Annotated in this window: 19 protein-coding genes and 1 riboswitch; of the genes, 8 read left to right on the forward strand and 11 right to left on the reverse strand. The window is 63.4% G+C overall.

Annotated elements, in window-relative coordinates; genetic code table 11:
- Positions 1-57 precede the first annotated feature (57 nt).
- The 4 genes from rpiB to ACZ1G0_RS01700 form a co-directional block, all read right to left on the reverse strand.
- On the reverse strand, positions 58-498 hold the full coding sequence (gene rpiB / locus ACZ1G0_RS01685; protein ID WP_472735358.1) for a ribose 5-phosphate isomerase B: 441 nt from the start codon (positions 496-498) through the stop codon (positions 58-60).
- An 82-nt stretch (positions 499-580) separates the two neighbouring features.
- Complete coding sequence (locus ACZ1G0_RS01690; RefSeq protein ID WP_472735359.1) at positions 581-1,807, reverse strand: D-amino acid dehydrogenase; 1,227 nt, start codon at positions 1,805-1,807, stop codon at positions 581-583.
- Positions 1,808-1,940: 133 nt separating this feature from the next.
- A riboswitch (glycine riboswitch) is annotated at positions 1,941-2,023 on the reverse strand.
- A gap of 72 nt (positions 2,024-2,095) precedes the next feature.
- Entirely contained in the window at positions 2,096-3,619 is a 1,524-nt protein-coding gene (locus ACZ1G0_RS01695; RefSeq protein WP_472735360.1) for a calcium-binding protein, read from the reverse strand.
- A 98-nt stretch (positions 3,620-3,717) separates the two neighbouring features.
- Positions 3,718-4,293 carry a TetR/AcrR family transcriptional regulator gene (locus ACZ1G0_RS01700; protein ID WP_472735361.1) on the reverse strand — a complete coding sequence of 192 codons (576 nt, stop codon included), beginning with the start codon at positions 4,291-4,293 and terminating at the stop codon, positions 3,718-3,720.
- A 132-nt stretch (positions 4,294-4,425) separates the two neighbouring features.
- On the opposite strand from ACZ1G0_RS01700, the gene ACZ1G0_RS01705 reads away from it, so the two are divergent.
- Together ACZ1G0_RS01705 and grxC are read left to right on the forward strand one after the other, a co-directional pair.
- Positions 4,426-4,932, forward strand: coding sequence for a YkgB family protein (locus ACZ1G0_RS01705; protein WP_472735362.1), 507 nt, complete (start codon positions 4,426-4,428; stop codon positions 4,930-4,932).
- 50 nt (positions 4,933-4,982) lie between these two features.
- Complete coding sequence (gene grxC, locus ACZ1G0_RS01710) at positions 4,983-5,252, forward strand: glutaredoxin 3 (protein ID WP_472735363.1); 270 nt, start codon at positions 4,983-4,985, stop codon at positions 5,250-5,252.
- Here the strand turns inward: grxC and ACZ1G0_RS01715 are convergent.
- Positions 5,158-5,853 (reverse strand): HD domain-containing protein, encoded by a 696-nt coding sequence (locus ACZ1G0_RS01715; RefSeq protein ID WP_472735364.1) that lies wholly within the window; start codon positions 5,851-5,853, stop codon positions 5,158-5,160. The genes grxC and ACZ1G0_RS01715 overlap by 95 nt on opposite strands.
- Positions 5,854-5,925: 72 nt before the next feature.
- Between ACZ1G0_RS01715 and ACZ1G0_RS01720 the strand changes: the two genes are divergently transcribed.
- The 3 genes from ACZ1G0_RS01720 to clpB all read left to right on the forward strand — a co-directional run bounded on the left by ACZ1G0_RS01720 (position 5,926) and on the right by clpB (position 10,361).
- Positions 5,926-6,648 carry an extensin-like domain-containing protein gene (locus tag ACZ1G0_RS01720; protein ID WP_472735365.1) on the forward strand — a complete coding sequence of 241 codons (723 nt, stop codon included), beginning with the start codon at positions 5,926-5,928 and terminating at the stop codon, positions 6,646-6,648.
- Positions 6,649-6,719: 71 nt separating this feature from the next.
- Positions 6,720-7,061 carry a DUF2853 family protein gene (locus tag ACZ1G0_RS01725; RefSeq protein WP_472735366.1) on the forward strand — a complete coding sequence of 114 codons (342 nt, stop codon included), beginning with the start codon at positions 6,720-6,722 and terminating at the stop codon, positions 7,059-7,061.
- A gap of 687 nt (positions 7,062-7,748) precedes the next feature.
- Positions 7,749-10,361: an ATP-dependent chaperone ClpB gene (clpB, locus tag ACZ1G0_RS01730; RefSeq protein WP_472735367.1), complete on the forward strand. Its 2,613-nt coding sequence runs from the start codon at positions 7,749-7,751 to the stop codon at positions 10,359-10,361.
- 30 nt (positions 10,362-10,391) lie between these two features.
- Here clpB and ACZ1G0_RS01735 read toward each other — a convergent pair whose 3' ends face one another.
- From ACZ1G0_RS01735 to ACZ1G0_RS01750, 4 genes are all read right to left on the reverse strand, one after another.
- The gene (locus tag ACZ1G0_RS01735) at positions 10,392-11,579 is read right to left on the reverse strand and encodes a DUF2235 domain-containing protein (RefSeq protein ID WP_472735368.1); all 1,188 of its coding nucleotides are present in this window, start codon (positions 11,577-11,579) and stop codon (positions 10,392-10,394) included.
- Positions 11,580-11,639: 60 nt separating this feature from the next.
- Positions 11,640-11,945 carry a DnaJ family domain-containing protein gene (locus ACZ1G0_RS01740; protein ID WP_472735369.1) on the reverse strand — a complete coding sequence of 102 codons (306 nt, stop codon included), beginning with the start codon at positions 11,943-11,945 and terminating at the stop codon, positions 11,640-11,642.
- Positions 11,946-11,981: 36 nt separating this feature from the next.
- Positions 11,982-13,055: a ribosome small subunit-dependent GTPase A gene (rsgA, locus tag ACZ1G0_RS01745; protein WP_472735370.1), complete on the reverse strand. Its 1,074-nt coding sequence runs from the start codon at positions 13,053-13,055 to the stop codon at positions 11,982-11,984.
- 89 nt (positions 13,056-13,144) lie between these two features.
- Positions 13,145-13,630: a fasciclin domain-containing protein gene (locus tag ACZ1G0_RS01750; RefSeq protein WP_472735371.1), complete on the reverse strand. Its 486-nt coding sequence runs from the start codon at positions 13,628-13,630 to the stop codon at positions 13,145-13,147.
- A gap of 172 nt (positions 13,631-13,802) precedes the next feature.
- On the opposite strand from ACZ1G0_RS01750, the gene ACZ1G0_RS01755 reads away from it, so the two are divergent.
- Together ACZ1G0_RS01755 and ACZ1G0_RS01760 are read left to right on the forward strand one after the other, a co-directional pair.
- Complete coding sequence (locus tag ACZ1G0_RS01755) at positions 13,803-15,314, forward strand: FMN-binding glutamate synthase family protein (protein WP_472735372.1); 1,512 nt, start codon at positions 13,803-13,805, stop codon at positions 15,312-15,314.
- A gap of 76 nt (positions 15,315-15,390) precedes the next feature.
- Positions 15,391-15,774, forward strand: a complete 384-nt coding sequence (locus ACZ1G0_RS01760) for a SpoIIAA family protein (RefSeq protein WP_472735373.1) — start codon at positions 15,391-15,393, stop codon at positions 15,772-15,774.
- Positions 15,775-15,837: 63 nt separating this feature from the next.
- Here the strand turns inward: ACZ1G0_RS01760 and ACZ1G0_RS01765 are convergent, their stop codons facing one another.
- Both ACZ1G0_RS01765 and ACZ1G0_RS01770 read right to left on the reverse strand, forming a co-directional pair.
- Positions 15,838-16,434: an enoyl-CoA hydratase/isomerase family protein gene (locus ACZ1G0_RS01765; protein ID WP_472735374.1), complete on the reverse strand. Its 597-nt coding sequence runs from the start codon at positions 16,432-16,434 to the stop codon at positions 15,838-15,840.
- A complete protein-coding gene (locus ACZ1G0_RS01770) occupies positions 16,431-17,174 on the reverse strand; it encodes an SDR family oxidoreductase (RefSeq protein WP_472735375.1) in 744 nt (247 codons plus the stop codon). The genes ACZ1G0_RS01765 and ACZ1G0_RS01770 overlap by 4 nt, the downstream gene beginning before the upstream one ends.
- 78 nt (positions 17,175-17,252) lie before the next feature.
- On the opposite strand from ACZ1G0_RS01770, the gene ACZ1G0_RS01775 reads away from it, so the two are divergent.
- Positions 17,253-18,731, forward strand: a complete 1,479-nt coding sequence (locus ACZ1G0_RS01775) for a hypothetical protein (RefSeq protein WP_472735376.1) — start codon at positions 17,253-17,255, stop codon at positions 18,729-18,731.
- Positions 18,732-18,790: the final 59 nt, after the last annotated feature.

Raw genomic sequence — 18,790 nt, forward strand, 5'->3', positions numbered from 1 at the left:
CGGAAACGCGCCCTCTTTTTTGGTTTGGGGCGCGGGCCTGTGTCGATGGGGGCGGCGCTACCCCTCCAGCGCCTTGATCATATCCACCCGCGTGCCGTGGCGGCCGCCTTCGAAGGTGGCGTCGAGGAAGGCGTCCACGATGTCCAGCGCCAGCATGTCGCCCACGACGCGGGCGCCGAGGGCGAGGATGTTGGCGTCATTGTGTTGACGGATCATGCGGGCCGAGAAGGTGTCCGAGCAGACGCCGCAGCGCACGCCTTTGACCTTGTTGGCGGCCATCATGATGCCTTGGCCGGTGCCGCACAGGATGATGCCCAGATCGGCCTCGCCGCCTGCGACCGCGCGGCCGGCGGCGGCCCCGTGGTCGGGGTAGTGGGTGCTGGCGGTGGTGGTGGGGCCGATGTCGGTGACGTCAAAGCCGCGCGCGGCGATATGGGTGGCGATGGCTTGGCGCAGGTCGATGGCGGCGTGGTCGCTGGACAGGACGATACGGGTCATGGGGGCTCCGGGGTCAAAAGGTTGCCCCGGTTCCTACAGGTTCGGGGCAAACGCGCAAGACGCTTGCCCCGGGGTGCGGCCTTTAGGCGGGCATTTCCGTCTGGATCGTCTCGGCGATGATCTCGGCGGTGGCGGCGGACAGGGTCCAGCCGAGGTGCCCGTGGCCCGTGTTGTAGTAGACGCCGGGGCGTTTGCCGCCCTTCACCAGAGGCACCATGTTGGGCATCATTGGACGCAGGCCCGCCCAAGGCACGGCATGTTCGGTTTCCACGTCCGGGAACAGGTGTTCCACCCATTTCAGAAGGGGTTTGACCCGGTCGTCGCGGATGTCCCAGTTGTAGCCGTTGAACTCGGCGGTGCCAGCCACGCGGAACCGATCCTTGCCCAGACGGCTGGTGACGATTTTGGATTCGTCGTCCAGCAGGCTGACCCAGGGGGCGGCGTTCTGGCTGGTCTCGTCCTCCAGGTTGACGGTGATGGAGTAGCCCTTGACGGGGTAGATGTTCACCCGGTCGCCCAGCATCTTGCCGATCTTGCGGCTGCCGACGCCTGCGCAAACCACGATACCGTCAAATTCGGCGTCGAACGCGCGACCGTGGTCCTCGGTCCAGGTGACCTTATGGCCCGTGTTGGTCTGTTTGAGTTGCGTGACATTGGCGTTGAAGTGGAAGGTGACGCCCTGCCGTTTGCACGCCTCCGACAGGCCGCGGCTGTATTTGTGGATGTCGCCGGTCATGTCGGATTGGGTGTAGTAGCCGCCGTAGAAGTCCCCGGTCAGGGCGGGTTCGATGGTCTTGATTTCGGACGGGGAGACGGCCTCGCGGGTCAGGCCGCCCTCGGCCAGAAGGGCGTTCACCTTGGTGGCGTGGTCATATTCCTTTTTGGATTTGTAGATGTGCAGGATGCCCCGGTCTTCGATGTCGAAACCGAACCCCTCGCGCTGTGCGGTCGAGATCAGGTGATCGCGGGCCGTGATGGCAAGGCGCACGGTGTCCACGGTGTTCTGGCGATAGCGGGGGATGTTGGCGACGAATTCGGCCATCCAGGAATATTTGTGCCAGCTGGGTTTGGGGTTCACCAGCAGGGGCGCGCCGCGTTGGGTCATCCATTTGAGACCCTTGATCACGGTGGACCATTGGTTCCAGACCTCGGCGTTGGAGGCGGACAGCTGCCCGCCATTGGCAAACGAGGTGTCCATGGCCGCATAGCGGTTCTGGTCGAACACGGTGACGTCATAGCCGCGCTTCATCAGCGAATAGGCAGTGGTGACGCCGGTGACACCGGCGCCGATGACGGCAAATTTCTTCATTGGGCTTCCCCCAGTTAGAACAAGACCTGACGCACATGTGTGCGCCGCTTATCCCCTCTGTCTTGGGACCTGAGAGTGACACGCTTGCGCGCTTGCTCCGTCGGTGGGCCTGTTGGCCGCTCTCCAGATTGTCAACTTTTGCGCAGTCCGTTTGCCTGAGAGTTTCCGGGGGTTGCTCCTTCGGCGCCAGTGACTGGACTCTCCTGCGCAAAGCCTGTCGTGACATTTGCTGGATAGGTCGGGAGGGCGGTTCTGACAAGGCCAAATCCGCCCACCCCGAAAAAGAGGTCAGTTGATCACGATTTGATCGGCCGTCAGGCCCGTGACGCCGGTCAGGCGGATGGTGCTGCTGCCTGGGTCTGTGCCATCGGCCAGCGGGGTGAAGGTGACGACCACATCCGTGAAGGCACCGTCCTCGGCCTCGGCCACTGCGACCGAGGCGACGGTCATGCCTTGGGTCTGGAACACGCCCACCTCCAGCACGTCTTCGGTCACGTCGAAATCCTCGACCAGCAGGAAGGGCGCGGCTGCCGCGCCGCCGGTTGCCCCGCGCACGCGGGCGTCGATGGTGTCTTGGCCTGTGCCCGTGACCACAGTGGCCGCGCCGTCGGCATCGTTGAAATCGGTCCAGACCGTAAAGGCATCGTTGCCCGACCCACCATCGCCAGAGGCACCAGCCTCGATTTGCAGGGTATCGTTGCCTTGGTCCCCAAAACCCGCCGCCCCGGCATTTACGGCGATAAAGTCATCGCCCAGCCCGCCGCGCGCCTCGGTGCCCGCGCCAGAGGCGGTGATGTTGTCGTTGCCATCTTGGCCCAGCAGGGTCGCGGCGCTGTCGCCTTGGTTGGACAGGGTATCGTCGCCCAGTCCGCCCAAAGCCTCGCCGTTGATCAGGGTGATGTCGTCGTCCCCCAAACCACCCGTGACCGTGACGGCCCCGGCATCCGTGGGCACCAGCCCTTCGTCGAGGAAGCGGATCGTGTCGTCGCCCTCGCCCCCATCCACGGTGCCGCCATCGGGCAGATCCAGCAGGTCGTCGCCCGCGCCGCCGTTCAGGGTCACGTTGGATGCGGTTGCGTCCAGACGGTCGTCCCCGGGGCCGCCGTCCACGGTGATCCCGTCCGCCTGTGCACGAATCCAATCGGTGCCCGGGGTGCCGATGGTGTTGGTGGTCACGTCCGCGCGTTCGGCGTCGTTGAAGGTCAGTTCGAAGTCTTCGTTCAGGAAAGTGATCAGTTCGTCGCCGTCAGTGTTCGCCTCGACATAAAAGACGTTCAGGGGGGCTTGGGTGTTGATCTGGGGCAGGACGTCGGCCAGCTCGCCCTCGTTGGGCCAATCGAAGGCGTCGGCGCTGGCGGACAGATCGGTGGTGCCTAGCAATTGCAGGCCGAGGGCGGTTTCCAGATCGGCCAGTTCATAGGGGGCCTCGCCCTCGGGCGCGCCGGGGATGCCGTTTTCGCCCCAAGTGTCGATGGCCGGGTCCACGTCCGCTGGCACAAGGTAGAAGCGTGTTTCGAACGTCTCGACGAAGTTGTCCTCGTCATCCTCCGTGTCCAGATAGACAAAGGCGGCAAGGGTGCCGGTCTCGCCTTCTGCCAGTTCGATGTTCACGGCCCCATCGTCGCCTACGGTCAGCATCGCCCCGACGTCCTCGCCGTCGGGTGCGTCGGGCATGGGGCCGAGGGGGTCTGGATCAACGACATCTGGATCGGCATCTGGATCTACGCCGTCGTCCGTCACCTCGGCTGTGCCGCTGCTTGAAAAAGCGGCTCCGAAGAACACTGCTGCCAACGCCAAAACCAACCAATCCATGTCGAAACCTCAAACTTTCCCGTTAAGGGGACAGCGTTAAGGATTGAGATACCACGAGTCGAGTCCGCACACGGGGACGGATTGTTTCCGTTCCGTGCCTAGTCGCCGGGCAGCGCCGCCAACATGGCGTCCTTGGCAGCGACCAGCGCATCGCGGGACTGGCCGCTGCGCGCCATGATGCGCAGGCCGGAATAGACCGTCAGGATCAGCTGCGCGGTGGCTTTGTCGTGGTTCGGCAGGGCGGCGGTGAGGGCGGCGTGCATCTTGGCATAACCTTGACGCACCCGGGCCGCCGTGTCGGTGTCCAGCGCGGCGCGGTCTGCGGTGGCGTTGCATAGGAAACAGCCGCGCCTGTCACCTGCGTCCAGTGCCGTGATGGGGGCGGACAGGAAGGTGTCGATCCGGTTGCGCGCGGGGCGCGCAGTGTCGCGCAGCATCTTGACCGCCCCGTCCACCGCCGCCGTCTCGTAGTGGGCCAAGGCGGCCTGGTACATGGCCTGTTTGTTGCCAAAGGCGGCATAAAGGCTGGCCTTGCCCAGCCCGGTGGCGTCCTGGATGTCGCGCAGGCCCGTGCCCTCAAAGCCGTGTTCCCAGAACAGCGCCGTGATTTTGACCAGCGCCTCGTCCGGGTCAAAGGCCCGGGGGCGGCCGGGGGCAGGGGTGTCATGTGTCATCACGGGGACCTCACGGATCTGTGTAAAAAGATTTGTAGACCAAGTGGTCCAATATGTCTACATCTGCGTCATCGGCCATCGCGCCAAACCTTGTACCTGAAAATGGACCATTCGGTCCAGAAAGAGAAAACCATGACTGATGCAACTTACTCTCCCGCTGCTGCCCCCCGTGATCTGTCCGTGCTGGGCGATCGTGTGACCGCCCTTGGCGTCCACGGTCTGCGCTTTACCACGGCCACCGTGCTGGGCTGGATCGGGGCGATGAAATTCACCGCCTACGAGGCCGGTGCCATTCAGGGGCTTGTCAGCTCCAGCCCATTGACCGCATGGCTCTATGACGTGTTTTCACTGCAGGGGGCGTCGAACCTGATCGGCGCAACCGAGATCGCCATTGCCGCCCTGATCGTGCTGGGTGCGAAATTCCCCAAACTGGCCCTGCTGGGTGCCGTGGGGGCATTGGCCACGTTCCTTGTGACCTCCAGCTACTTATTCACGGCGCCCGTGACCGAACCCAGCCTTGGCGGGTTCCCCGCGCTGTCGGTCGTGCCGGGTCAGTTCCTGCTCAAGGATATCGTGCTGCTGGCGGGGGCTGTGTTCCTGTTGGGCGATGCCCTGCGCCGCGTTGGCCAGAAATCCTAACCTCAATTGCCCCGGCCCGCGCGGTCGGGGCCCCATGATCGGAGGCCGTTATGCGCCCACATGTGACCATCTATACCAAAGACTATTGCCCCTATTGCAAGGCCGCCAAGGCCCTGCTGCGGGCCAAGGGTGTGCCCTTTACCAACCATGAAATCACCGGGGATGCCGCAGGGCGTCAGGTGATGATCCAGCGCGCCGGGGGCCGCACCACCGTGCCCCAAGTGTTCATCGGCACCACCCATCTTGGCGGCTATACCGAGTTGGCGCAGGCCGATGCCTCGGGCCACTTGGACAAGCTGTTGAATGCGGAACGGGCCTAACCTGCGGCGGTGAGGGGGAGACATAGCCCTCCCTCACCACGTCTGGGTCATAGGCCTTGCGGGCAAAGACGTGTTCGACCAAGGGCGCAAAGCTGTCCAGAGGATCGGTGTCGTAGTCAGGGTCAAAGCTGGCCTGATCCCAGCGTTCGCAAAAGGCCGCGCAACTGTCGAAACAGGGGTGGTCGCGGAACCGGTCGCGGGCGTTTTCGTCCCAGCCGTAGTGGTGGGCGTAGTAGATCATCTGGAAAATCCCGTGGTGTTCCACGACCCATGCGCAGTCCCACCGGACGAAGGGGCGGATCACCTCCGCCGACATGCGGTCGTGGTTTTGCGGGGCCAACCCGTCACCGATATCATGCAGCAGGGCCGAGACGATCCAGTCCACGTCTGCCCCGTCGCGCCGCGCCCGGGTGGCCGATTGGAGCCCGTGGTCCAGACGGGTGATCTGATACCCTTCCAGCGTGGCCTCGCCCTGTCGGCGCAACTCGTCCATGACGCGGGCGGGGGTCAGGCGCAGATAGGGCTTCTCCAAACGCTCCAACAGGTGGTAATCGGCGGCGGTGCCGTCTTTCATCTGGGTGAAACTGACTTTGTCTGACATGGGGTCCTCCGTCCGCTAACAGGGAGGGTAGGCGGTTTTTCAAAAAGGGCCAAGCGCGGTCATGGAGGTTCCTTGAAAGGATTGAGACGTTTGTGGCGGATGACGGTGGCCTTGGCCACGGCGGCCGCTGTGGGGGTCGGAGCGTGGTGGTTGATCGACGATCCACGCAGCCCCCTGCCGCCCCATTGGAACCCCTTTGCCCCGCTGGATGTCACCGCCCCCGTCACGTGGATGACCGGGTCCAAGTTGCGGCTTGCCCTGACCTCGGACGCGGCCTGCATGGCGGCTCTGTCGCCCGTGGCTGACGTGACGCTATTGCCGCCGAAGGTGGACAGCGACCAGTGCGGCATTGACCCGCGGGTGCGCCTGTCGGGGATTGCTGGCGTGACCCTGCGCCCGGTCGAGACCACCTGTGCCGTGGCCCTGCGCCTTGCCATGTGGCAGACCCACACCGTGCAGCCCACAGCGCAGGATTTGCTGGGCCAAGGCATCACCCACCTGCACCACCAAGGCAGTTACAATTGTCGCCCGATACGCACCCCTCGGGGCACCAGCACGCGCATGTCCACCCACGCCACCGCCGAGGCGATTGACATCCGTGGCGTTCGCTTGGCCGATGGGACTGATCTGCCCCTGCTGGGCAATTATGACGGACCCAGCCCACAAGCGCGGTTTTACCGGCGGCTGCGCGACGGCGGATGCACGTGGTTCAATACGGTGCTGGGCCCCGAATTCAACGCCCTGCACGCGGATCATTTCCACATGCAAAGCGTGGGATGGGGCGGATGCCGCTGATTTCCCCTTGGCATAGCGGCGCGGGCGGGGGTAGCGTTCGCACACAAACAATATCCAAACGGGGAACTATCATGGGAAAACGCGACGATCTGATCGCCCAATATGCCGACGACCTAAAGAACAAGGTTGGCGTCACGCCTGACATGGACCTGCTGACGAAAGTTACGATTGGCTGCGGTCCTGCGATCTATAATGCGGATGCGTCCACCGTGGCCGGGTCGCAACCGTCGGAGCTTGAGACAGTCAAGAACAACTTTCTGATCAAAAAGCTGGGCCTGCCAGACAGCCCCGAGCTGATGGATGGCATCAACGCTGTGATCGAACAATACGGCAAGTCCGAGCGCAACAAGTACCGCGCCGTTGTGTATTACATGCTGACCAAACATTTCGGAAAAGAATCCGTTTACGGCTAGGGCCGGACAGGAATTCTTGGATCGGGGCGCCTTTGGGCGCCCTTTTTCGTGCAAGATCGGATGAAATGAAAGAAGGGTCCCGCGCAGCGCGGGACCCCCTTGTTCACAATCCTCGCCTTTGCAGTCTGCGCAAAGCAACCGGGACATGGCGGTGCAAGGCACCAGTCGGGCACCCTTTCCGTTCGAGGCAGTCAGAACGGACGGGCGGTGCTACGAAGCGGGACAGGCGGCGTCGAGCAGACACGCAAATGACTTCGCAGCGGGCGATCGCGACAAGGCAACCAGGCAAGCGCCTGCACCTCACGTCGGACCGATAGAAGGGCGAGCATCGAATGTGTCGGTGCGGGCCCGTGAAACTCTGTGTGGGTGGGGACACACGCCAAGGGCGGTGCTTTCGCTACTCCTGAATTGCCCCTGCTTTGCAGGTGGCTGCTACCGCGCGGTTTGCCTGTGCGCGGTAACAAATTGAACTCATTACACTGTGTGGATGTTATCCACAGATACACTATACTTACGCGTGTTAACTTTTACAATTTTTTAGATTTTCAGGCAGGTGAAAGAAAATGAATACCTGAGTGGCTGCAATGTCTTGCAAGGCCGCGTTTCTATCCCCACATCTGGCCTGAGGCCCATACAGCCGTGCCTAAAGAGGGCGGCGCATCCGGGTGCTTGAGATAGGAGAAAGCCATGGACTTTGACAAGTTTACGGAGCGGTCGCGGGGGTTCCTGCAAGCCGCTCAGACAATTGCCATGCGGGACGGACACCCGCAATTGACCCCAGACCACATGCTAAAGGCCCTGCTGGATGATCCAGAGGGGATGGCGGCCAACCTGATCACCCGCGCGGGCGGCGCACCCGATCGCGTGTTGCAGGCCGTTGAACTTGCCTTGTCGAAACTGCCCAAAGTGTCGGGCGGCGGACAGCCCAGCCCGGACCGCGCGCTGGTGCGCGTGCTGGACGAGGCCGAGAAGGTCGCGACAAAAGCGGGCGACAGTTTCGTACCCGTTGAACGCGTGCTGACCGCGTTGGCCATGGTGAAATCTGGCGCCAAGGATGCGCTGGACGCCGGTGCGGTGAACGCTCAGGCCCTGAACGCCGCGATCAACGATCTGCGCAAGGGGCGCACGGCGGACAGCGCGTCCGCCGAGGACAGCTATGACGCGCTCAAGAAATACGCGACCGACCTGACCGAGGCCGCCCGCGAGGGGCGCATTGACCCCATCATTGGCCGTGACGAGGAAATCCGCCGCGCCATGCAGGTCCTGTCGCGCCGCACCAAGAACAACCCTGTACTGATCGGGGAACCGGGCGTGGGTAAAACCGCGATTGCCGAGGGGCTGGCCCTGCGGATCGTGAATGGTGATGTGCCAGAGTCACTGCGTAATAAAACTCTCATGGCGCTGGACATGGGCGCGTTGATCGCGGGCGCGAAATACCGGGGCGAGTTTGAGGAACGTCTGAAGGCCGTCGTCAATGAGGTGACTACCGCCGCGGGCGAGATCATCCTGTTCATCGACGAAATGCACACGCTCATGGGCGCGGGCAAATCCGACGGTGCCATGGATGCGGCCAACCTGATCAAACCGGCGCTTGCGCGCGGTGAATTGCACTGCATTGGGGCCACCACTCTGGATGAATACCGCAAGTACGTCGAAAAAGACGCGGCGCTGGCCCGCCGGTTCCAGCCTTTGGTGATCGAGGAACCCACCGTCGAGGACACCATCAGCATCCTGCGCGGCATCAAGGAGAAGTACGAGCTGCATCACGGGGTGCGCATTTCTGACAGCGCGCTGGTGCAGGCCGCGACCCTGTCCAACCGCTACATCACCGACCGGTTCCTGCCCGACAAGGCCATCGACTTGATGGACGAGGCCGCCAGCCGATTGCGGATGGAAGTCGACAGCAAACCCGAAGAACTGGACGCGCTGGATCGCCAGATCCTGCAAGGCCAGATCGAGGTCGAGGCGTTGAAGTTGGAGGACGACACCGGCTCCAAGGATCGTCTGGCCAAGCTGCAAAAGGACCTTGCGGACCTACAGGAACAATCGGCGCAGATGACCGCCAAGTGGCAGTCTGAACGGGATCAATTGGATGCCGCCCGGGGCCTGAAGGAACAGTTGGACCGTGCCCGCGTTGATCTGGATACGGCGAAACGGGAGGGCAATTTCGCCAAGGCCGGTGAATTGCAATACGGCACGATCCCGGGGCTGGAAAAGGCGCTGGAACAGGCCGAGGCCCGCGAAGGCGACATGATGGTCGAGGAAGCCGTGCGCCCCGAACAGATCGCATCCGTGATCGAACGTTGGACTGGGGTGCCCGTGGCCAAGATGCTGGAAGGCGAGAAGGAAAAGCTGCTGCGCATGGAGGACGAACTGGGCCGCCGGGTCATTGGTCAGCGCGCCGCTGTAACGGCCGTATCCAACGCCGTACGCCGTGCGCGCGCCGGGCTGAACGACGAGGCACGGCCCCTGGGGTCCTTCCTGATGTTGGGGCCCACGGGCGTCGGCAAAACGGAATTGACCAAGGCGCTGGCCGAGTTCCTGTTCGACGACGACAGCGCCATGGTGCGGATTGATATGTCCGAATTCATGGAAAAACACTCTGTCAGCCGTCTGATTGGCGCGCCTCCGGGTTATGTCGGCTATGATGAAGGTGGCGTGTTGACCGAGGCTGTGCGTCGGCGTCCCTATCAGGTCGTCCTGTTCGATGAGGTCGAAAAGGCCCACCCGGATGTGTTCAACGTACTGCTGCAAGTGCTTGATGACGGGATGCTGACCGATGGTCAGGGCCGCACCGTGGACTTCAAGCAGACGCTGATCATCCTGACGTCGAACCTTGGGGCGCAGGCGCTTAGCCAGCTGCCCGATGGGGCCGATGCAAGTGCGGCCAAGCGCGATGTGATGGACGCCGTGCGCGCCCATTTCCGGCCAGAGTTCCTGAACCGTCTGGACGAGACGATCATCTTTGACCGTCTGGCCCGCGCGGATATGGACGGGATCGTGGACATCCAGCTGGCCCGCCTGATGAAGCGTCTGGCCGGGCGCAAAGTGCAGCTACAGCTGGACGAGGCCGCCCGGACATGGCTGGCCGACGAGGGCTATGACCCGGTGTTTGGTGCACGCCCCCTGAAACGGGTGATCCAACGGGCGCTTCAAAACCCACTGGCCGAGATGATTTTGGCCGGAGAGGTCGCGGATGACACCGTCGTGCCCGTCACCGCCAACGCGGACGGGCTGGTCATAGGTGAACGCATTGCCGCCACCAACCGCCCCACCCCGGACGACGCGGTGGTGCACTAAGCTCAAAGGCCCCGGGCAGCCGGGGCCTTTTCATGCGGGCAAGGTATCATTGCCGTAAATCGTCTGGTCCCGCAGCGCCGCAAGCTCCACGGAAATCTGTGCAAGGCTGCCCGGGCGATAGGGGCGGAACCCCTCTGCTTTGCCTTCCGCCATCCAGCGATTGCGGGCGCTGACATGCAGGTCCTCCAACCGGATCGGTCCAGGGCGATCTACCTTGTGCAGGCGCAACAACCGGTCGAATCCCTTGGGCGGCGCTGAATGGTTGCGCAGCGGACCTATCTCGCTTTCTTCCTTGCCCAGATCGTACACAAGGCGGTGGTTGAACCCCAATCCTTGCGCTCTCGCGCCGTCGATCATCCAGCGCAGCGTGATTGCAGACAAATCCGTTATGTCGCCGCCCCCACCCACGGACCCATGGTCGCCCGCGAAGTAAAGCTGATGATATGGGGTCCCCTCGGCCCCCGCATTCAGCGTTTCGGTGTTGTCCCAGACCGTGGGCAAGAAGGTGCCCCGGTGTTCATCTAGGGCGATGGCGTGCCGGGCAGCGCGGACCATGGACGACAGGTTGGCATCGTGAAAGCTGTATTTGGCGGCCATTCTGGGCCCGAGCACGGGCACCCCGCGCGGTACGCCAAGGGCCATGACCGTGTCCCAGACCCCCAGAAAGGCGATCTGCAAAAGATGCGGTGCAGCCATGCCAAAGCTGTCGCGCCACGCGACCTCTCGCGCGCTGGTGGCCACATGGGGCGACATGCGGCTTCGGAAGGCATGGCTTTCCTCGGAATTGGGATGGGTTTTGGCATTGCCCCGGGTGCGGTAGCGGCGCAGTGCCTCGGGCATCAGGTGCAGCTTGTCCCGGGGCAAGATCCCCGTAGATCGGATAAATCCCGTCAAGCTACGTGCGGTATAGGCGCCGCGCGAAAAGCCAAGGATGAAGATCTCATCCCCCGGTTCATAGGCGAACACGAGGTGGCGGTAGGCTTCCTCGACGTTCTCGATCAGGCCCCAGCCCAAGGCGCCGCCCAGCTTGCGGTCGGTCCAGCGCGCCAATCCATTGGACCCGCGCCCTGTGCCAACACCGGGGACATAGATCGGGACCTGCGTCACGCCGACCGGGTCAATCGGTTCCATCATTTGGGCAAAACGGACGACGTTGGTGGGGGTTTGACTGTCCGACCTGTTCCACGTCCCATCACATAAAATCACGATGCGCTTCATATGGGCATCCTTTCAAACTGGTTTCAAAAATACCCATGGACGCGGAAAAGTTGCCCCGGGTCAGCGCCGCATGCGCTCCATCTCGATGGCGAGGCGGGTTTGCAGGTCGGCCAAGACCTGCATCTGTGCCTTGCGTGCCTCCGGGTCGGTGAGGGCGGTCAGGTGCTGGGCGGCCGCCTTGATGTCCTCGCGCAGGACGACGACGGGGGGTTTGATCTTGCCCTCGCGCGCCGCTTTCTGGGCCATGTCCACGAACGGATCGCGGCTGGTGTCGATGGGTTTGCCCGCGCAAGACAGGTTGTCGAACGCGCCGTCTTTGCTGGCCGCGTCCAGTTGTTGGTCAATGAAGCTTCGCAGGATGGACATGGATCGGGTATATCGCCCGTGGCCCGGTCCGCGCCACTATTTCTTGCCCTTGCGCGCGTGTTTGCCCCGGATGGCCTTGTTCACCATCTTGCCGAACTCTTTGTCCTGTTTGCGGCGTTCGGCGAGGGTGGCGGTGTTGTGCGCCTCTTCGGCCAGCAGTTTGCGCCAGCGGTCCAGCCGCCCTTGGTCGATTTGCCCCGCCTCCATCGCGGCGCGGATCGCGCAGCCCGGTTCGGTGTCATGGGCGCAGTCGTTGAACTTGCATCCGTGGGCAATGTCGTTGAGATCCGCAAACAGCGCGTCGATGCCGGCGGCCACGTCCGTCAGCTGCAATTCGCGCATGCCCGGCGTGTCCAACACCACCGCGCGCCCGGGGATCATGTGCAATTCGCGGTGCGTGGTGGTGTGCCGGCCGCGGGCGTCGTCCTCGCGGATGCCCTTGGTGTCGATGTTGCCCCCGGTCAGCACGTTGGTCAGTGTGGATTTGCCTACGCCCGAGGACCCGAGGAAGGCCACTGTCTGCCCTGGCTTTGTCCAAGGGGCCAACGCTGTGGCGGGTGCGTCGCTGCGTGCGTCCAGCACAAAGACCTCGATATCCGGGGCGGCGGCGCGCACTTGGTCGACATAGGTCGCCGGGTCCGCGCACAGGTCCGCCTTGGTCAGCACAATGACCGGGGTGATCCCCGCATCCAACACCAGTGCGATATAGCGTTCCAGCCGCGCCACGTTGAAATCCGCGTTGCAGGACGACACGATGAACGCCGTGTCGATGTTGGCCGCGATCAGCTGCACGCTGCGGTCATGGCCGGGCGCGCGGCGCTGCATCAGGCTTTTGCGGTCCAGCAGGACGCTGTGACTGGGCCGATCCCTGTCCAGCAGCAGCCAGTCCCCCACGGTGACATCGGCGTTGGGCGGCAGGGTCATATCCACCCCGTCCCCCGTCACCACCAAGCCGCTGCGGTGCACGCGGGTCACGCGCACAGGCGGCGTTGCGGTCAAGGCATCGGCGTCGATCTGCGCGGCGAAATACGCGCCCCAGCCAAAGGCGGCGAGACCCGTGACGGGCTGCGGTTTGGCACCGGGCAGAAAGGCGGAGAAATCACGGCTCATACCCCATAGGTAGGGCCAACCCCCGTCCCCCGCAAACGCAAAAGGCCCCGAGGTTTCCCCCGGGGCCCATGCGCTTGATCAAGCCGATCTTACATCGGGGGCATGATCACCGCATCAATAACGTGGATCACGCCGTTGGATGTTTCGATGTCTGCCGTGGTCACGTTGGCATCGTTGACCATCACACCATCGTCCAGATCTATCGTGATCTCGCCGCCCTGTACGGTGGCGGCCATCATGTCGTCCTGCAGGTCGGTGGACATCACTTTGCCCGGCACGACGTGGTAGGTCAGGATCGACACCAGTTGGTCCTTGTTCTCGGGCAACAACAGGCTTTCGACCGTGCCTTCTGGCAGGGCTGCAAAGGCGTCATCCGTGGGGGCGAATACGGTGAAGGGGCCTTCGGATTTCAGGGTATCCACCAGATCAGCGGCCGTGACAGCGGCGACCAGTGTTTCGAATGTGCCGGCACCCACTGCGGTGTCGACGATGTCTTTGGAATGCCCGCCTGCGAATGCAGGTGCGGTTGCCAGTGCCAGTACAGAGGCCAGTGCAAAAGTGGTGATACGTTTCATTGTGTCATCTCCTATTGCTCCCCTCGACCTGAGGGGGATGACAGTCATATGGAGCGTATTATGCCCAAGGTAAGTCACGAAAAATCACAGACGCGTGAGTTCACATTTTGCCATAACCTGTTGACCTGCTGCCCGCAGAAGCGCCCAATGTGCAAAAGCGGAGGAGACGCAGATGTTCTTGATGGAATGGGCAGGCTGGGCGATCGAAGTGCTGGCCTTGGCGTTCGTGTTTCTGATCGGGCTGGCCATGGCTGTGGCCTTGATCTTCTTCATCATCGACCGCAGCCAGACGCGCGACGCGATCCGGCGCAACTATCCGGTGATTGGGCGGTTCCGGGGGCTGTTCACGGAATTGGGCGAGTTTTTCCGCCAGTATTTCTTTGCCATGGACCGGGAAGAACTGCCGTTTAACCGGGCGCAACGGGACTGGGTCAAACATGCCTCCGAAAGCAAATCCAACACCATCGCCTTCGGCTCGACCCGCAACATCGCCAGCCCCGGCACCGCCTTGTTCGTGAACGCGGCCTTTCCCCCGCTGGAGGATCAGTTTGCCAGCACCCAGCCCATGATCATCGGCCCCACCGCGCGCGAACCCTATACCGCGACGCAGATTTTTCACCTTTCGGGGATGTCCTATGGCGCCATCTCGAAACCTGCCGTGCAGGCCTTGTCCCGGGGCTGTGCCGAGGCGGGGATCTGGATGAACACGGGCGAGGGCGGCGTGTCCGAGTTCCATCTGGAGGGCGGCGCAGACCTTGTGTACCAGATCGGCACGGCGAAATACGGGGTGCGTGACAAGGCGGGCAACCTTGATCCGGCCAAGCTGCGCGAGGTCGCCAGCCACCCCCAGATCAAGATGTTTGAAATCAAGATGGCCCAAGGGGCGAAACCCGGCAAGGGCGGTATCCTGCCTGCCGCCAAGATCACACCAGAGATTGCCCGCATCCGGGGGCTGGAACTGGGCCAGGACGGCATCAGCCCGAACCGCCATGACGGGGTGGACACTTGGGACGACATGCTGGACCTGATTGCGGAGATCCGCGAGATCAGCGGCAAGCCGGTGGGAATCAAGGTCGTGGCCAGCGCCCGCGAACCGTTCGAAGAGCTGTTCGCCGTGATCAACAAACGCGGCCCCTCCAGCGCGCCGGACTTCATCACTGTGGACGGGGGAGAGGGCGGCACAGGCGCGTCGCCGATGCCCTTGATGGACCTTGTGGGCATGTCGATCCGCGAGGCGCTGCCGATGATGTCCAACCTGCGCGACACCGCCGGGTTGAAGGACCGCATCCGGTTGGTCGCCTCGGGTAAGCTGATCAACCCGGGCGACGTGGCATGGGCCATGGCCGCAGGGGCGGATTTCGTTGTGTCCGCGCGGGGGTTCATGTTCGCACTTGGCTGTATTCAGGCCCTGAAATGCAACAAGAACACCTGTCCCACGGGCATCACGACCCACGATCCGCGCTTCCAAAAGGGGCTGGTGGTCGAGGATAAGTGGCGCAAGGTCGCCGCCTACGCCAAGGGCGTGATCCACGAGGTGGAGACGATCGCCCACTCTGTCGGCGCGTCCGAGCCGCGCTTGATGCGGCGGCGTCATGTGCGCATCGTGCAGCCCGACGGCACATCCATCCCCATGAACGAGCTGCACCCCCGCGACGTGCGCGTCACGGCCCAAGCCGCCGAGTAGGACGTCCCAGCCCTACGCGCCACCTGACGGGAACCAAAGCGCCGCTCTGCGCGTTTGCAGTGCAAAGGAGTGCCCAATGTCCGTCTACGTCAAAACCCACGACACCGCCCCGATCTTCACGCTGCATGTCACCGACAAGGTCACGCAGGATGAAATGGATCATGCCCTGCCCGAAATCGAAGCATTCGTAAAACGCCATGGTCGCGTGCGCATGTTGCAAGTGGTCAAGGACTACGAAGGGTTTGAGATGTCCACCATCTGGTCCGGCCTCAAGTTCGACAGCCAATACATGGACAAGTTTGACCGCGTCGCCATCGTATCCGATCAAGACTGGGTGACGCCGATCACGCGCCTGACCACCGCCATCACAGCCATTGAAATGAAGCACTTTGCTCCCGAGGACGAGGCGCAGGCAGAGGCGTGGGTGGCCGAAGGTATCCCCGGCGACGTTCCGGCCTAGCCCTGCTTCTTCTGGTCTAAGATATCCTTGTGGGTTTGGGGTCGGCGCCCACAATGCCAGCGCCTAGACCATCGCCTTGATCGCCGCCACGTGGTGCGCAGAATGGGCCTCGGCCACCAAGGCACAGGCATCGTCCAAAGGGGTGGCCGTTATTCGGTCCACCAGTCCCCAAGCCAGCGCCTCCTCTGCTCCGATCTTCACGCCCCCGGCCAACAGCAGCTTGGCACGGGCGGGTCCGATCAGGGTGCGCAGGCGGGCGGGGTCACTGGGTTGCGGCAAGTATCCCAGCCGCGCCACCGGGTAAAAGAACCGCGCGCCGGGCACGGCCAGACGGATGTCGCAGGCCAGCGCCATGCCCATGGCGCCCCCCGCCAGCGTCCCGTTCAGCGCGGCGACGGTCAGGCAGGGCAGGGCGGCAATCGCGCCCGAGGCTTCCTCCCACACGAGGTTGGTGGGCAGGTCGGTCTTGGCGGCGTCCAAATCCATGCCCGCGCTGAACACCTTGTCGCCCGCGCCGGTCACCACAAAGGCCGTGCAGCCTGCTGCCCCAAGGGCCGCGTCCCGCACCCCCGCCAGCATGTCGTAGGTCAGGGAGTTCGCCTTGTCCGCCCGATCAATCGTGACGACCCGGACGGCCCCGTGATCCTCGATACGGATCATGTCAGGCCCACGGCGCGGCGGATGCTGTCGTCGCGCAGAGAGATTTCGCGCCCATTCCAGCTGTCCGCCTCGGCTCCGCACATCCACAGCAGCGCCCGGGCGGGCCAGTCGGCGGGAATGTGATCCTCCCAATCCAACTGGCTGACCGGGTTGATGCCCGAGGCTTTGATGTCGCGCTGCATCTGGGTGGCCACGGTGCCCGGTGACAGCCCCATGATCCGCAGGTCCGGGTGCTCCAGATGCGCCGCTGCTGTCAGCATCGCCGCCCCCGCCTTGGAGGTGCAGTATCCGCTCCACCCCTCCAGGGCGTTGTGCGCCGCACCCGAGCTGATGGTGATCACCGTCCCCGACCCCTGCGCCTGCATTACCGGTAGGGCCGCGCGCATGCCGTAGAACACGCCCTTGATGTTGACGTCGATGATCTGGTCCCAGGCCTCGGGGTCCGCTTGGGCGATGTGTTCCACCGGGGTCAGCAGACCGGCGTTGTTGATCAGCACGTCCAGTGACCCAAATTCCGACGCGGCGGCGCGGACCGCTTGATCCACCTGCCAGAACTTGGCCACGTCGCATGGGATGGCCAGCGCGTTCGGCCCGATCTCGCCTGCCAGATCCGCGATGGCCTCTGCGTTGCGGGCCAGAAGGGCGACCTGCGCGCCCGCCTCTGCAAAGACCCGCGCCGCTGCTGCCCCGATCCCCCGGGACGCCCCGGTGATGACCACGCCCTTACCGCTCATATCCATGTCGCAAACCCTTTCCGCTTGACCCCACGCGCGCCACAGGCGCACCTTTGCTGCGCACCATTCAAAGAAAGGTCCTTCATGTCAAAACGCATTCTTCTTAGCAGCGCATTTATGCTGTGCGCCGCCCCCGCCCTTGCCGATATTTCGGCACAAGACCTGTGGGCCGAATGGCAATCCGTGCAGGCCGCCCTTGGTACCACGGCAACCGCCGCAAGCCAAAGCTATGCAGGCGGGGTGCTGACCCTGGACGGTGTGACCTTCCGCACGGAACAGGCCGGAACCACCAGCCTGATCGAGATGCCCCAGATCGTGATGACAGAAACGGGTGCCAATGTGATCAAGGTCACCCTGCCCACCCGCAGCACCGTTGCCACGAACCAGCAGTTGGAACAGGTCTCGACCCAAAGCACCGCGACCATCGTGCTGGAGGGGGCCAGCCTGCGCGTGACCAGTGACGGCGACATGCGCGACTACGATATCGCGGTCGCGCGCATGGGCTACGAAGACGTGCAAACCGTGGTCGATGGCCAGCCGATCCAGATGGATGTCTCGCTTGAAGTGACCGATATGGTGTACGACTGGCAGATCACGCGGGGTGGTGACAGCGGGCCTTTCGTGGCGGATGTTACGGCGGCGACCATGTCCATGACCGGCGGCCTGCAAGAGGATGGCGACAACGTCACCTTCAGCTGGACCGCCACGGATTTGACCAGCACCACCACCGGGGCGATGCCCTTCACCCCCATGGCCGAGGGCGCGTCCTTTTTTACAACTGGCCTGACGGCTATGGGTGATTTCGTGCACCAAGGCAGCACCTTCATGATGCAGGTCGAGGATGACTTCGAGGGCTTCAAGATCGAGGGCACCTCGGGCGCGGGGCGTCTGGATATTGCCATGGGACCCGATGGCCTGACCTACGGCACGCAAAGCACGGACGTAAACATGTCGGTTCTCACCGCGGCCTTTCCTCTGCCGGTCGAGGCCTCCATGGCTGGGGCGGGCCTGTCTCTGACCATGCCTGTGACCGTGTCTGATGCCGCACAGCCCTTCGCCCTGCGCGTGGCGCTGGAGGGGTTGGAGGTCAGTGATATGTTGTGGGGCATGTTTGATCCCGCCGCGCAACTGCCGCGCGATCCCGCGACCCTGATCGTGGACGTGACTGGCATGGGCAAACTGAACGCCGACATCTTTGGCGGGCCAGAGGCGCTGGCCGGTGTCACCGAACCCTTCACCCCCGAAACCCTGTCCATAGACGCCCTGCGTCTGTCCTTCGGCGGTGCACAGCTGACCGGCACAGGCGCGGGGGCGTTCAACACCCAAGCCATGGCCTTCGGCGGCCCGCCGATCCCGTTTGGCAAGTTGAACCTGCGCCTTGAGGGTGGCTTTGCCCTGCTGGATACGCTGGTGGCCATGGGCATGATCCCTGAAATGGAGGCTGCGGGCATCAAGGGCATGGCCGGCGTCGTTGCCCGCCCCGCCGGGGACGATGTGCTGGAATCCGAGATCGAGTTGACCGAGGACGGTGGTCTGATCGCCAATGGGTTGCCGCTTCAGTAATTCACGGATCAAACCGCACAGACCAAACGCCCCCGGCACAGCCTTCCGGGGGCGTCTTT

The sequence above is a fragment of the Thalassobacter sp. HA4-2 genome, assembly GCF_055693705.1.

Coding starts and splice junctions, on each gene's coding strand:
- ACZ1G0_RS01705 (WP_472735362.1), top strand. CDS start 4,426: ATGACTGATGCAACTTACTCTCCCGCTGCTGCCCCCCGTGATCTGTCC.
- ACZ1G0_RS01735 (WP_472735368.1), bottom strand. CDS start 11,579: ATGAAGCGCATCGTGATTTTATGTGATGGGACGTGGAACAGGTCGGAC.
- ACZ1G0_RS01700 (WP_472735361.1), bottom strand. CDS start 4,293: ATGACACATGACACCCCTGCCCCCGGCCGCCCCCGGGCCTTTGACCCG.
- ACZ1G0_RS01775 (WP_472735376.1), top strand. CDS start 17,253: ATGTCAAAACGCATTCTTCTTAGCAGCGCATTTATGCTGTGCGCCGCC.
- ACZ1G0_RS01755 (WP_472735372.1), top strand. CDS start 13,803: ATGTTCTTGATGGAATGGGCAGGCTGGGCGATCGAAGTGCTGGCCTTG.
- rpiB (WP_472735358.1), bottom strand. CDS start 498: ATGACCCGTATCGTCCTGTCCAGCGACCACGCCGCCATCGACCTGCGC.
- ACZ1G0_RS01770 (WP_472735375.1), bottom strand. CDS start 17,174: ATGGATATGAGCGGTAAGGGCGTGGTCATCACCGGGGCGTCCCGGGGG.
- ACZ1G0_RS01725 (WP_472735366.1), top strand. CDS start 6,720: ATGGGAAAACGCGACGATCTGATCGCCCAATATGCCGACGACCTAAAG.
- ACZ1G0_RS01750 (WP_472735371.1), bottom strand. CDS start 13,630: ATGAAACGTATCACCACTTTTGCACTGGCCTCTGTACTGGCACTGGCA.
- ACZ1G0_RS01690 (WP_472735359.1), bottom strand. CDS start 1,807: ATGAAGAAATTTGCCGTCATCGGCGCCGGTGTCACCGGCGTCACCACT.
- ACZ1G0_RS01715 (WP_472735364.1), bottom strand. CDS start 5,853: ATGTCAGACAAAGTCAGTTTCACCCAGATGAAAGACGGCACCGCCGCC.
- rsgA (WP_472735370.1), bottom strand. CDS start 13,055: ATGAGCCGTGATTTCTCCGCCTTTCTGCCCGGTGCCAAACCGCAGCCC.
- clpB (WP_472735367.1), top strand. CDS start 7,749: ATGGACTTTGACAAGTTTACGGAGCGGTCGCGGGGGTTCCTGCAAGCC.
- ACZ1G0_RS01740 (WP_472735369.1), bottom strand. CDS start 11,945: ATGTCCATCCTGCGAAGCTTCATTGACCAACAACTGGACGCGGCCAGC.
- grxC (WP_472735363.1), top strand. CDS start 4,983: ATGCGCCCACATGTGACCATCTATACCAAAGACTATTGCCCCTATTGC.
- ACZ1G0_RS01760 (WP_472735373.1), top strand. CDS start 15,391: ATGTCCGTCTACGTCAAAACCCACGACACCGCCCCGATCTTCACGCTG.
- ACZ1G0_RS01765 (WP_472735374.1), bottom strand. CDS start 16,434: ATGATCCGTATCGAGGATCACGGGGCCGTCCGGGTCGTCACGATTGAT.
- ACZ1G0_RS01695 (WP_472735360.1), bottom strand. CDS start 3,619: ATGGATTGGTTGGTTTTGGCGTTGGCAGCAGTGTTCTTCGGAGCCGCT.